The 14,471-nt window shown below is 41.0% G+C and carries 10 protein-coding genes; 8 read left to right on the top strand and 2 right to left on the bottom strand.

Annotation, left to right across the window (positions count from 1 at the left end; all coding sequences use genetic code 11):
- The first annotated feature begins 305 nt into the window (after positions 1-305).
- The 6 genes from PENNN9_RS02775 (at position 306) to PENNN9_RS02790 (ending at position 6,720) form a co-directional block, all read left to right on the top strand.
- Positions 306-794: an META domain-containing protein gene (locus tag PENNN9_RS02775; protein WP_058368224.1), complete on the top strand. Its 489-nt coding sequence runs from the start codon at positions 306-308 to the stop codon at positions 792-794.
- Positions 795-1,214: 420 nt separating this feature from the next.
- A complete protein-coding gene (locus PENNN9_RS02780) occupies positions 1,215-2,111 on the top strand; it encodes a Xaa-Pro aminopeptidase (RefSeq protein WP_227511702.1) in 897 nt (298 codons plus the stop codon).
- A gap of 31 nt (positions 2,112-2,142) precedes the next feature.
- Positions 2,143-2,286 carry a DUF2256 domain-containing protein gene (locus PENNN9_RS12475; protein WP_075103701.1) on the top strand — a complete coding sequence of 48 codons (144 nt, stop codon included), beginning with the start codon at positions 2,143-2,145 and terminating at the stop codon, positions 2,284-2,286.
- Between the two features lie 40 nt (positions 2,287-2,326).
- On the top strand, positions 2,327-2,986 hold the full coding sequence (locus tag PENNN9_RS02785; protein WP_058368226.1) for a class I SAM-dependent methyltransferase: 660 nt from the start codon (positions 2,327-2,329) through the stop codon (positions 2,984-2,986).
- Between the two features lie 672 nt (positions 2,987-3,658).
- On the top strand, positions 3,659-3,817 hold the full coding sequence (locus PENNN9_RS12480) for a DUF2256 domain-containing protein (RefSeq protein WP_082637967.1): 159 nt from the start codon (positions 3,659-3,661) through the stop codon (positions 3,815-3,817).
- A 74-nt stretch (positions 3,818-3,891) separates the two neighbouring features.
- Complete coding sequence (locus PENNN9_RS02790; RefSeq protein ID WP_058368227.1) at positions 3,892-6,720, top strand: SIR2 family protein; 2,829 nt, start codon at positions 3,892-3,894, stop codon at positions 6,718-6,720.
- Between the two features lie 355 nt (positions 6,721-7,075).
- On the opposite strand, the gene metH is transcribed toward PENNN9_RS02790, so the two are convergent.
- Positions 7,076-10,873: a methionine synthase gene (gene metH, locus PENNN9_RS02795; RefSeq protein ID WP_058368228.1), complete on the bottom strand. Its 3,798-nt coding sequence runs from the start codon at positions 10,871-10,873 to the stop codon at positions 7,076-7,078.
- A gap of 646 nt (positions 10,874-11,519) precedes the next feature.
- Here metH and PENNN9_RS02800 point away from each other — a divergent pair.
- Together PENNN9_RS02800 and PENNN9_RS02805 are read left to right on the top strand one after the other, a co-directional pair.
- Complete coding sequence (locus PENNN9_RS02800; RefSeq protein ID WP_058368229.1) at positions 11,520-12,104, top strand: fasciclin domain-containing protein; 585 nt, start codon at positions 11,520-11,522, stop codon at positions 12,102-12,104.
- Between the two features lie 96 nt (positions 12,105-12,200).
- Complete coding sequence (locus PENNN9_RS02805; RefSeq protein WP_058368230.1) at positions 12,201-12,836, top strand: fasciclin domain-containing protein; 636 nt, start codon at positions 12,201-12,203, stop codon at positions 12,834-12,836.
- Positions 12,837-13,069: 233 nt separating this feature from the next.
- Here PENNN9_RS02805 and PENNN9_RS02810 read toward each other — a convergent pair.
- The coding region (locus PENNN9_RS02810; protein WP_058368231.1) for an alanine/glycine:cation symporter family protein at positions 13,070-14,471 on the bottom strand (1,402 nt) is incomplete at its 5' end.

A 14,471-nucleotide genomic window follows, 5' to 3' on the forward strand; every position in this document is an offset into this window, starting at 1 on the left:
AAAGGTAGCGAGCGCTTGATAGATCAGAGCGATTGGATTTAGATTAACAGTTAGCAGGTAACCTACACTTTGACAAGAAGGATTAGCAAAACACCTATATAGTTGAACAAATCTAGCGGTAAGGGTGTACGTAAACTTTCATGACAATAATCTGCTAGTCAGGCATAATAGCGCTGTTGTTTAGAATAGTTTTTCAAAAAATTAAATAAAAATAAACAATCATTATAAAAGTTATGATGCTAAATAATAAGCGAAAAACATGTTTATTATTTAAAGATTTAAATTTATCTATTATAGGAGTTTTTATGAAAAATATGACCAAAGTAATGATGGCTGCAACCCTTACAGTAGGTACACTTGCTGCTGGTTGTCAAACTACTCCAAATGTCACCGCCCCAGTTACGCAGCCTATTACTTCAGATGCCTTACAGGCTCATGACTGGCAGCTCGTTGAGGCCAAACGTAGCAATGGTGAACAAGTCTCTCAGCTATTTTATAACCCATCTAAACCGTTAACACTTAGCTTCTCTGAATCCAATGGTAGCGATCGCGTTACTTTTATGAATACCTGTAATAACATGGGCGCTGAATATAGTGTCGTAAATGGTAATGTGGTACTAAACAATGTCCTAGCCACTATGATGGCATGTCCTGAGCCACAAGCGAGCTTTGATACGGCAACGATGGCGACGGTACAAGGCAAATATAGCATCAATAATAACGTAAACAATGTACCTATCTTGACTATTCGCAATGCAAACCAAGTTGCTCATTTTAAAGCCATCGCTAAATAAGTAATAACTAAGTACATAAAGTGGTTTGACATGGTTTGTATAAATTATTGTTATTACTATAGAAAAAAGACAGATAGTTGCTAACTATAGAGCGCCTCACTATGTAATGTAGTGAGGCGTTTTTTTATGACTTGATTATGTGTCCTAATTATTTTACCTATTGTCTTCTTATCTCATCAATGGGTATTTTTAATAAAAGATAAATGACATGCTAGCCAATTAAATGCGTTTTTTGACATTTGATTTATTGCTTCTAGCCAGAACTTAACCGAGTACACTTTTATGCTTACTTCCAACCTCCCCAGACATCTATATAAAAAACTCCTTTCTACTATTAATGTGCATACTATTAGTCTACACACCGCTTTTAATATCACGACGAGTGCCATACTGGGTGTTTTTTTGACGGCGTGTAGTAGTTTGCCAACAGATAAAAGTGTGCCTCCCTCTATGAGTAGTACCATTATCAATCCACTAACTGACAATATGCCTGCGCTAGATCGTGCAGGACGTATCGCTTATGTAGAAGAGCAAGGCGCAGGGTCTACAAAAGTTTCTAGTTTGTATAGCATTCGTCCTGATGGTAGCGATAGACAGCTCATCGATGAGCTAAGCGGCTACATATATGCGCCAGCATGGTCAACCGATGGTCAGTTATTGGCTTATAGTAAACAAGCACCGCGTCAAAACCCAAGAATCTACATTTATGATGTCAGTAGCCAGACGCACAATTTGGTAGTAGATACTGAGGGTAGTAACCTGTCTCCGTCATTCTCGCCGGATGGCCAAAAGCTACTTTATAGCTCAACCGTTGGTGGTGATGCAGATATCTATGAGATGCATCTAAATAGCGGTAAAACCAAACAGCTCACCACACTGCCTAGCACAGAGGTGCAGCCAAGCTATGCAAGTGACGGGCAAAGCTTTGTCTATACCAGTGATAAGAAAAACGCTGGACGACCAAGAATATATCGCTACGACTTTGCGACTCGTAACGCCACTCAAATCACTAAAAAAGATTATGCTGCCAGTCCGCAGCTCAGCCGTGATGGCAAACACTTAGCGTACCTAAACGATCGTCAAGCAGCGATTATGTCGCTAGCAACAGGAAAGACTGTCAAACTTGCAGAGACGGGTATAGACGAGCCAGCACGTTTTTCACCCTCTGGACAATATACTGTTTATCCCACGCGGACCTCACGAGTGGACGGACAAAGTGGCGGCAGCATAGTCATACATTCGCTAGCGGGTCGGACAAGCTACGCCATTAGCAGTAAGACAGGCGGGGTTGTACGCTCACCTATTTGGAGTCAGTAATCATTCATTGTTAACTTTAGAGAAAAGGACTATGGCACACAAAAAAGTTAATTTGCCGCAAAAGATATGCCCCGTCTGCCAGCGTCCTTTTACATGGCGCAAAAAGTGGGAGAAAGACTGGGATAATGTGGTTTATTGTTCGGAACGGTGTCGGCGAAGTAAAAAGAGTGAGTAGAATACAAAGATGTCCATATTTTAATTATAAAGGAGTCATCATGAAATCAAAGCCGACCTCCAAAATCAGCAATCTCAAAAGCATCTATGATAATAAAGTCTTACCAGTACTAATCGACAAAGTCTGTGCATTAAAGATTGTAAGTGAGCAAAGAGCGCTGGTCGTCCCAAAAGCCCATGGCATAGTGCTAGAAGTCGGGGTTGGCAGTGGGCTCAATGCTGAGTTTTACAACCCTCAAACCGTCAAACAAGTGATAGGTGTTGACCCGCACCTGCATCCATTGGCAAGGGAGCGCTTTGCTAGCGCAGGCATCGACTTTATCTCAGAGCCGCTGTCAGCCGAGATCTTACCACTTGAAGACAACAGCGTGGACAGTGTGGTCATGACGTTTACGCTATGCTCTATCCCTAATCCTATCCAAGCGCTAACTGAAATGAGACGCGTGCTAAAACCGACTGGCACCCTCTATTATGCCGAGCACGGATTAGCACCGCAGCCCAAGTGGGCGCGCAAAATCCAACAGCTCATCACTCCAGCATGGAAACCGATCGCGGGCGGCTGTCATCTGGATAGAAATATCGAACAGCTGATCGCGCAAGCGGGGTTTGAGGTATCGGGTCAGCAAGGATTTACGCAGGGCGTCAATATCGTGGGTTATTACTATTGGGGTGAGGCGACGCCGCGCGACTTGAGTTCATAATTGAAGTAGGGTGGCGTTAGACTTGTCAAATTCTCGTAGAGAATGTGGACAAGGCGTAACCGTTGTTATTATATGATAAATGTAAATCACTCTACACAAATTGAGCTAAAAATTAAGACAATAGAAAACCGCCACGTTTTCTAACCCAATTTTACCAGAGGAGGAAGATAGAGGAGGCGGTACTGTTAGAGCGATTGTAGCTTATTTAAAACTTAAAAAATAGTAGGTAGCTAATCCTGCTTTTCGCTCATATCTTGCCTACTCACCGGGGCGGTGGCTAAGGCTAGAGGCGTTCCAACATTCGAGCGACCCCCTCTAGCCAGCCCCCGCATCCCAGTAAGCAGACAAGGATAACCGCTGCAATCAGGACTAGCGGCAACATCTCATTCTTACAAATATTGGTCGTTGTTCAGTTTGGGTAGGTTGGGCGGAGCTTGCGACCCCCAACATTCTTGATTTAAAAATTGTTGGGTCTCGTGCCTCGACACCAACCTACAAAAAAACCAAACCTTAAAATAGCACATGCACTGCAAAACTTGGTGTAGGGTGCGTTCCACGCACCAATTTATAAATCATTTGTTTAAAGGTGCATGAAGCAGGCTATAATACCTTATATCTACAGTAAGCTGTGGTTTTAGCCTAGCGCTATATTGGGTATAAGAAGATTATAAGATACAAAAAAACCTACCTGAGAAGATTTATCCCGTCTGCCTGCGTCTTTTTACATGGTGTAAAAAGTGGGAAAAGGAGTGGAAGCAGATGATTTATTGTTCTGAGCGATGTCGGCGGGGTAAGGGTAAAGCAACTAAGTTTAGATTGTTTAGTCATTAAGAAAAAAATAATGAAATTTTTAGTATGAGTAATAGAAACTATATTTATCTGTATTAAATATATTTGAGGAAAATATGCAGTTTAATCAAGCACACATAAATACAATTATTAATGCAAGAGATAACGAAAATTTGGTTGTTTTTGTTGGTGCAGGGGTTTCTAAGTTTTCTGAAACGAACAGTCTGCATTTCCCATTTTGGGGGGATATAGTTGATGTTTTGAAGAAAGACTTAGACACAACGGAAGGCGACTACTTAAAAGTAGCACAACTATACTATTTGAAATTTGGTGAATATTCACTTTATGAGAAACTCAAATCTTTAATTCCACTACATGCTAACTCGTCTGACATTCACGAGAAAATTTTCGAATTAAATCCTAAATATGTTATTACAACTAACTGGGATAATATCTTAGAAAATTCAATAGAACAAAATGGTCATATCTATGATATTATAAAAAGTGATGCTGATCTAGTTAAATCTATATTACCTAGAAAACTTTTAAAAGTACATGGTGATTTTTCTAGCCACAACATTGTATTTAAAGAAGATGACTATTTACAATATAGTGATAATTTTCCTTTAGTAGAAAACCTCCTAAGACATATATTATCATCTTATACTATACTATTTTTAGGATATTCATATAGTGACTATGATCTAAAAATCATTTCTAAATGGATTGAAAGGCGTTCTAATATAGCTCCACCAAGGTTTATGTTGTCAATTAATGAAAATGTTACAGAGAGCATGTATTTGAGGAGCCACGGAATACAAGCAGTTTTTCCAATAGTTGTAGATAATGAAAAAACTTTTGAATATAGAAATGTATACGAGATATTCTTGGATAAAGTTAAATCTGAATATGATATTCCATATAATATATTGTCTATAATTGAGAGTAAAAATAGTGATGAAGAGATTAAAATTAGTAGCCAGGTTAAAATAGAGGTCATCAACTTTATATATGAACACCTTAAAGGTTTGCTAGAATTTAACGCTTTATTACCTGAACAAGTTACTAATGCATTATCAAATTGTACAGTTGAATATCATCTTAATTGTTTCGGATTATGGTTCCATGATGGAGTAATGACGACAGACTACGATAAAAGTCAGCGTAAAATATACAGAATATTCTTTCAGATTATCAAGAATTATGATGGTTATAAAGCTTTAAAACAAGATAGTGATATTTCTATAAAAATGATAAAGATACTTAAAGTTTTTTATTTAGCTAATTGTCTATATCTTACAAACGACGATAAGAAAAACTGGATAGAAGTTAAAAAATTCTTATCAGAAACTGATATTTCTGAATTAGACGCCGTAGATATAAAGTATGATGAATATTTAAATTTCTCACATCATAATAAAGAAATAATGGGTATAATAAAAACAGTTGAAAGCGATAAATCTGAAAATCTGGTAGTTTATGAGAAACTTATAAATAAGTATAATAGTGCAATTTACCAAAAACTAAAGAATAAAGAGTTTTATAAAGCAATAATATCTATGTTTAATGTTGATTTAATAACAAGAAAAATAAGATTCAATTTTGAAATAGAGTTTGAGGCTCAGAGAATTTTTGATAATTTAGAAACAAATTGGAGAAGCAAGCTCGATTTATACCCCGCAAGTGTAAAAAGACACTTACAAGGTTTATATGAATTTTTAAATTTTGATTTACTCTACAAGTTTTATCATGATGCTAATAATGAATTTGCGAATATAGAAAAGAATTATTTAATCAATACTAATAACTATCGTTCAAATAATAGAAGCTTGCAAATATTACGTTTTTTTATACTAAATGAAATAATGATTGATGAGTATAATATTTTTATTGATTTAATGAAGTTATATGTAGAATTAAAGTTCAGGTTGATGATTAAAGATAATAAAAGTGAGACTAATATTTTCCAGATCCCTCTATCAAACAATCATAGCATAGAGCAGCATGACCTCTTTATTTTAGTTAAATATTATGAATTTAAAAATTTATATGGATTGATTAACGATATTTTAGAGTATTATGAATCTAGTGGTTCTTATATAGATTGTGCTGAATATACTCAATATTTGCTAATCACATTTGAAAATTTAGTCTCATTATATGACAATTCTCGAACGGGAATTTTCAATGATATAGTTGGGAAAGCAATAACGAACTTAATCCTTGTAAACTCATTAATAGAATGGAAGGATGAGGAGTTGGATAAACTAGTCGAACTGATTTTGTCAATCTTCACTAATAAAAACTTACCTTCAGATGCCTACAAAGCGTTGAATAAATTTATATACTATAACTTCAAGCTATTTAGTATTTCGAGTGAAAAAATTAAAATCTTGTTGGATATACCTCTTAAAAGAGTTCTATCAGGAAGATTGAGTGTTTTAGATTTTCATTCATTTAGTAGTGATTTAGGTAATTTATTTGGGATAGTAGCCGAGACTGATATTAAATACGAAAACGATGTTCTGATTAGTCAGGTTATTGGTTCATTAAAACCTATCAAAGATGTACGTTATCAGCGTAAAATATCTAAAGATATACTTATAAAGTATTTATATATTGTTGATAATGATACAGTTATCAAGCTGCATTGCTACATAAATTCTATAAGATTAAAATATTGGTCTAATGTAGCTGATAATGAATTAATAGCAGAAGAAATGACATTTAATATGTTTGGGTTAGAAGTTAATAGTAAGTTTATAGATTTCCTGACTCAGAATATTGAGGCTCATAAGATAAGAGCAGAACAAGTTGGTCCTATAAGTTTAGAGGAACAGAAGAAGCTATCAAATATTATAAACATTCCTAATTTAGGTAGATTTATAAATGTTCTTGCTGAAAAGAACATTCCAGAATATATTGAGCTTCAAAAGAAAATTTAGTCATAACACTTCTTACAAAAGTACGATTTTATCGACTTCTCTCAGTGTATTTCAGGTACTAGTGAGCACTTATGCAGGAGTCCTATAGATATAAATGTCTATTTAATATAATTATTACTAATAGAGTAACCTTGGCATAGCAAGGCTTCTTAGCCCTGATAGTAGCGGATATACTTGTGCGACCAATGGCTTGCGGTGACTTTGCTAGACGGGTTATCGAGGTAACAGGAATACGGCTAGCAATTAGTCACCGCGCCAGTGGACGTGCAAGATATGAGCGGATAGCAGGAATGGCTTCCTAAGCAACCAATCCCGCATCTAAAATTTCTCTAGAAAGTTCTAACGAAAACCAACTCTACAAATTTGGATTTAACCACTTCTCAGCAGTATTCATATCCCAATGTTTACGAGTGGCATAATCCTCCAACTGATCACGCCCAATCTTTCCGACGTTGAAGTACTCACTATCAGGATGCGAGTAATAGAAGCCACTGACCGAAGACGCCGGCCACATTGCATAGCTTTCCGTCAGTCTTGTACCGATAGCCTCAACCGTATCGAGCCAGTCAAACAGTTTGCCTTTTTCCGTATGTTCAGGGCAAGCAGGGTAGCCAGGTGCAGGACGGATACCGACGTACTTTTCTTTGATTAGCTCATCATTGGTTAGCGTCTCATCAGCCTGATAGCCCCAGTAGTCTTTACGAATACGCTCGTGCAAGTGCTCGGCAAAGGCTTCGGCCAAGCGGTCAGATAGTGCCTGTACCATGATAGCGTTATAATCATCGCCTGCTGCTTTATACTTTTCAGCGAGGTCTTCTGTACCAACGATGGAGACGGTAAAGCCGCCGATATGATCGGTGTGCGTGTCTGTTGGTGAGATAAAGTCCGCCAAGCTAAAGTTTGGCTTACCGCTGGCTTTGTCCGACTGTTGACGCAAGTGCTCAAAGGTATGCGTTGGCTGTCCTCCATCTTCAGGCACGCTATCATAAACGGTGACGGTATCTGCGCCAGTGCGCTTGGCTGGCATGATTTTAAACACCCCTTTAGCGACGACTAACTTCTCATCGATCATTTTTTGCATTAAGTCATTGGCATTGTCAAACAGATCGCGCGCCGCTTCACCAACGACCTCATCTTGCAAGATTTTAGGGTATTTGCCTGTCAGTCCCCAAGAGATAAAGAACGGCGTCCAGTCGATATAAGGCAGCAAGGTTGCGATCGGATAATCATCAAGTATCACTTGGCCAAGTTTACTGGGCGCAGGCGGCACATAGTTGTCCCAGTCATAGTCAAAGCCAAGCTTGATAGCATCCGCATAAGATATCTTGGCCGCTTTGGGCTGACGCTTGGCCAGACGCTCGCGTACCTTGATATACTCTTCGCGGGTCTCATCGATAAGACCTTGACGATTTTCCTTAGAGAGCAGTTTGGTGACCACGCCGACCGAGCGTGAGGCGTCCGAGACATAGATGACCGCATCGTTTTGATACTGCGGTTCGACTTTTACCGCCGTATGCGCCTTGGAGGTGGTGGCACCGCCGATCATCAGTGGCAACGTTATGCCGCGCTCTTGCATCTGTTTGGCGACATAGACCATCTCATCAAGGCTAGGGGTAATCAGTCCTGATAAGCCGATGATATCGACTTTCTCGCTAATAGCGGTATCGAGGATTTTTTCGCACGGCACCATCACGCCAAGATCAAGGATGTCATAGCCATTACAGCCAAGTACCACGCCGACGATGTTTTTGCCGATGTCATGTACATCCCCCTTGACGGTTGCCATCAGGATCTTACCTTTGACTTCGCCCTCGACCTTTTCTGCTTCGATATACGGGTTCAGCCAAGCGACCGATTGTTTCATGACGCGTGCCGACTTGACCACTTGCGGTAAAAACATTTTACCCGAGCCAAATAAGTCACCGACGATGTTCATGCCATCCATCAGTGGCCCTTCGATAACGTCAAGCGGTTTGGGGTATTTCTCCCATGCTTCTTTGGTATCGGCTTCGATAAAGGTGGTGATGCCTTTGACCAGTGCATGGGCGATGCGCTCTTCTACCGTGCCCTCACGCCAGCTCATATCGACGGTGCTGTCTTTTTTCTTGCCGCCATCTTGATAGCTCTCAGCGATAGTCATCAGGCGTTCGGTAGCATCCTGACCTGTCTCGCCTTGATTGCGATTAAGCATGACATCCTCGATCGCCTCGCGCGCCTCGACAGGGATGTCGTCATAGACTTCAAGCATCGACGGATTGACGATACCCATGGTCAAGCCGTTTTTGATCGCATGATAAAGAAATACCGAGTTAATCGCTTCACGAATCGGGTTACCACGGAAGCTAAATGAGACGTTGGAGACGCCACCTGACACCATGGCATTGGGCAGATTTTCGGTTATCCATTTCGTCGCGTTAATAAAGTCCGCGCCGTAATTGTTGTGCTCGGTGATACCAGTTGCGACCGCAAAGATATTGGGGTCAAAGATAATGTCTTCAGATGGGAAGCCGACTTCGTTGACCAGTACGTCATAGCTGCGCTGACAGATCTGGATTTTGCGCTCATAAGTGTCCGCTTGCCCATCTTCATCAAAGGCCATAACGATGACAGCGGCGCCATAGCGCATACAGAGCTTGGCATGCTTAACAAACTCATCGTAGCCTTCTTTTAAGGAGATGGAGTTGACGACCGATTTGCCCTGAATACGTTTAAGCCCCTCTTCGATGATCTCCCATTTTGAGGAGTCCATCATTAAAGGCACACGGCTGATATCTGGCTCACCTGAGACCAGGTTGACAAAATGAATCATCGCCTGCTTGGAGTCGAGCATGCCCTCATCCATATTGATGTCGACGATTTGTGCGCCGCCCTCGACTTGATCGCGTGCGACATCGAGCGCTTCGGTATAGGCTTCGGTTTTGATCAAACGCAAAAATTTCTTGGAACCGGTGACGTTGGTACGCTCACCGACGTTGACAAACAGACTGTCGGCGGTGATAGTAAACGGCTCAAGTCCCGATAGGCGGCAGGCTGGTGCAATCTCAGGAATCTGGCGCGGCGGAAAGTTTGCCACCATATCCGCAATGTGGCGGATATGCTCAGGTGTCGTACCACAGCAGCCGCCCACGATGTTTAAGATGCCCGCTTTGGCAAAACCTTCAAGCAGAGCTGCGGTTTCTTTAGCAGTTTCATCATATTCCCCAAACTCATTGGGCAAGCCCGCATTTGGATGCGCGGAGACATAAGTGTCAGCGATGTTCGAGAGCGTCTGAATATGCGGGCGCAGCGCATCAGCGCCAAGCGCACAGTTAAAGCCAACAGATAACGGCTTGGCGTGACGAATAGAGTTATAAAACGCCTCTGCCGTTTGCCCCGATAGCGTGCGACCTGAAGCATCGGTGATGGTGCCTGATATCATAATCGGCAGCTCAAAACCGATATCATCAAATACGCCAGTGATGGCAAATATCGCCGCTTTGGCATTTAGGGTGTCAAAGATGGTCTCAATCAAGATGATATCGACGCCGCCTTCTATCAATGCCAGCGTCGCCTCACGGTAGTTAAGCACCAGCTCATCAAAGGTAATGTTACGAAAAGCAGGGTCATTGACATCAGGCGATAGCGAACAGGTGCGTGAAGTGGGCCCGATGACCCCTGCGACAAAGCGCGGTTTGTCAGGGTTTTTTGCGGTAAATTCGTCAGCCGCCGCCCGTGCTATTTGAGCTGCAGTAATATTTAATTCTGGTACCAGATACTCCATATCGTAGTCAGACATCGAGAGCCGCGTACCGTTAAAGCTATTGGTCTCGATAATATCAGCGCCTGCTGCAAGATGATCGTGATGGATGTCGCGTATCATCTGCGGCTGCGTGAGTACCAGCAGATCATTATTGCCACGTACGTCTTGCTCAATATCAGCGAAGCGCTCACCGCGATAGTCAGCTTCCTCGAGCTTATAAGTCTGAATCTGTGTCCCCATCGCACCATCTAACATCAAAATACGCGACTTCATTTGCTCGGTAATACGGGCACGAGCGGTTAGTTGCTGTTCTTTAAAAGGAAAGAGCGCAGGCGGCGTTAGGACAAAATCGTCCGCCGCTTGTGGTGAATTAGTGGCTGGGACATGAGTCTGTGAAGTCGTCTGTTGAGTCATAGGTATACTGCTTATATTGTCAATACTGTGATTAGAAAAGAGAAAGTCATAGCGTCATTAGAAGGCACAAATCTGCAATATTCTAGCATGAAAAATACAGCGCTTATTGGTATGTTTTTATTCGGTTTTAACTATCAGGGACACAGATAGAGTTGATAATCATATCAGTTGATATCGTAATAGAATTGTACTCTGAGGTCACTTTATATTCTTATATGTGAATATATTCTTATCGTAATTGTCATGAACCATAGTAAAATTTTTCTTACAAATACAAAAAATAATTCGTGTTAGAAAGCAGACAAAACTTACAAGGCGGTGACAAAAAATAGCGCAAATGCAAATAGTTAACTTTACTGATCATGTTAGTTTGAAGTGGTAAGGCTCGATTGCTCGTAAGTATGGCTTATAAGTTCTCAAGTAATGATGGTTAAATATTGTATATGCACATTGTATTTATATCCTGTAAGCGCTGTTTTTGACTTTTTAAGTAGTGTCATTACATAGGTAATTACATAGATACTGTGTTTGTATAGGTAGTAGGTCACCACATATAAGTTAATTTTTTGGAATTTTGCCTTAACAAAAGCACCATTCACCTTTTAAATTTGCACCTAGAATATACATCAAAATCAAGGATATGAATATGAAACTTACCAAACTTGCTACTATCGGCACATTGGCTGTATCAATCGCAGGCTTAAGCGCTTGTAATAATATGATGCCAGCTGAAAAGACGTCAACGCAAGCAAAACAGGTGTCTACACAAGCTCAAAAAGCACCTGTTCAAAGCGAAACCACAGCTAAGATGAATGTGGTACAAGTTGCTCAAAGCAATGCTGAATTTTCAACGCTTGTTGAAGCGGTACAAGCTGCGGGTATAGCAGGACCATTATCTAATCCTGATGCAAATTTTACTATTCTTGCGCCAACCAATGCAGCTTTTGCTGAAGCTCTGCAAGAGACTGGTATGAGTAAAGAGCAGCTTTTTGCGAACAAACCAGCTTTAACTAAGATTTTAGGCTACCACGTAATCAATGGTCCAGCACCTGTATACGCTAAGGATGTGCAGCCAGGCAACGTTATGATGCTTAGCAAAGACACATTGATGATAACGCCTGAAGGTAAATTGATGGATGAGAGTGGTCGTACTGCTAATATCTTACAAACAGATATCGCTGCTACCAATGGTGTTGTACACGTTATCGATAAAGTACTGTTACCACAATAAACGAGACATATATGGTACTTCTTACTTCATGCTTTGAATGAGTTTGTATAGTGATCAGTAAGAAGCTACTTGATCAATCTTTATAAGGATAGACCCATGTTAAAAAAGACTTTATTATCTCTAGCAATTGCTACATCAGCGGTATCTTTGGTAGCTTGTAATGACGCAGAAACGGTTACTGAGCCTACCGAGGCTGAAGCAACTACTGAACCGATGGTTGAAACTGAGCCAATGGTCGAAACTGAACCAATGGAAGAGCCGGAAGTTATTGCGGAACCTGAAGTAATGGCAGAAGAGACCACTGCCACGCAGAATATCGCCGAACTTGCTTCTGAAAACAACGATTTGACTATTTTGACAGCAGCACTAGAAGCGTCTGGTCTGGATCAAACTCTTATGGATTCAGGCAGTGAGTTCACTGTATTTGCACCTACGGACGCTGCATTTGCTGATGCATTAACGAAGCTTGACGTCACAAAAGAAGAGCTATTGGCTGATAAAGACATGTTGACCAATGTACTGTCATATCATGTTATTCCAAGTATGATAGTAAGATCTACCGATATCCCTTACGGTACAGATATCGAAACGGTAAATGGTCAGGCGTTTTCTATCAGTGAAGCCAATGTCATCACAGATGCAAGCGGCAACACATCTAATATTACTCAGCCAGATATGATGGCAACCAATGGTGTGGTACATGTGATTGATACCGTATTGATGCCTAAATAATAGGACCTTACTAAAACCAGTTGACTTAATACATGCATAATTTTAAGACCAAGCCCAGTCAAACGTGCTGGGTTTTTTATTGGATTAAAAAAACTGTCTGCACGTGTTGTAGATAAGGGCATCTGATATCAAAAGATAACGTGTAACGCAGGGTATAAAAAAAGCTTGAGACCATAGTCTCAAGCTTTTTAATTTTATGTGACACTAATACATGCTAGCTACTTCAAAAAGCGTTATTTATGCTCTTTGTGTAGTGGGCTTTGTGCCATTCTTTCTTGCTCTTGTAAATGACGTGCTTCCCAATATGGCGCATTCTTAATACCGTATTTTGCAGGATCAAAGCTATAGCGTTTAACACCAGCTTTACGCTGGGCTTCATAGTCTTTGAGCATGGTAAGTGTTGGACGTGCAACGATAAAGATAACAAGAATACCAACGATATTAAGCCATGCCATCAGACCAACACCGATATCACCGATAGCCCAAATATAACCAGCTGAGTTTAGACCACCATAAGCAACCATCGCCATGATGAGTACTTTAACTAAGAATAAGCCCGTTCTATTCGCACCGCGACCGATAAAGCGTGTCAAATAAGCCACGTTTACTTCAGCAATATAGTAGTAAGCCAAAATAGTAGTAAAGGCGAAGAAGAACACTGCAACAGCGATGAAAGTATCACCGAATGAGCCGTATACTGATTCCATCGCCATTTGCGTGAAGGCAGGCGCGTTAATTTCAGTGGTCGCTGCTACGTTTTGAACGATGAACTGACCATCAGGTAGCGTACCTTGGATGTTATAAGTACCCATCGTTAGAATCATAAAGGCTGTAGCAGAACAGACTAGAATGGTATCGACATAGACTGAGAATGCCTGTACCAAACCTTGCTGTGATGGATGCTCAACTTCAGCAGCCGCTGCCGCATGAGGACCTGTACCTTGACCCGCTTCGTTTGAGTAAATACCACGTTTAACACCCCAACCGATTGCCGCACCAAAACCTGCTTGAGCAGTAAAGGCGTCACCAACGATCATACCAAAAACTTGAGGAATCATATCAAAGTTTGTAAACATGATAATCAAAGCTAGGACAATATAACCTAGTGCCATGAAAGGAACTGCAAACTCAGTAAAGGTTGCAATACGCTTAATACCACCAAAAATGATAATACCTAGTACTACTAAGATGATGACTAACGCAACCAGACGCATAGAGCCAACTTCTAGGCTCCCGATATTCATCATAGTGCCTTCACCCATTACCTGTGCAAATGCACTGATAACGCCGTTTGCTTGTACACCCGGTAAGAACATACCGCAAGCTAAGATAGAGGAGATTGCAAAAAGGATCCCGTACCATTTTTGGCCAAGTGCGCGTTCAAAGTAATACGCAGGGCCACCGCGATACTCGCCAGTAACCACGTCCTTTTCTTTATAAATCTGTGCAAGTGTAGACTCAACGTAGGCAGTAGATGCCCCTAAGAACGCCACAATCCACATCCAAAATACGGCGCCTGGACCACCAAAGCCGATGGCAGCAGCAACACCTGCGATGTTACCCATACCCACGCGTCCTGCGAGTGAGACGGCTAACGCCTGAAACGATGAAATACCCTGCTCACTAGATTTACCT

Origin of the sequence: Psychrobacter sp. ENNN9_III (assembly GCF_001462175.1) — a bacterium.
Classification (GTDB): domain Bacteria; phylum Pseudomonadota; class Gammaproteobacteria; order Pseudomonadales; family Moraxellaceae; genus Psychrobacter.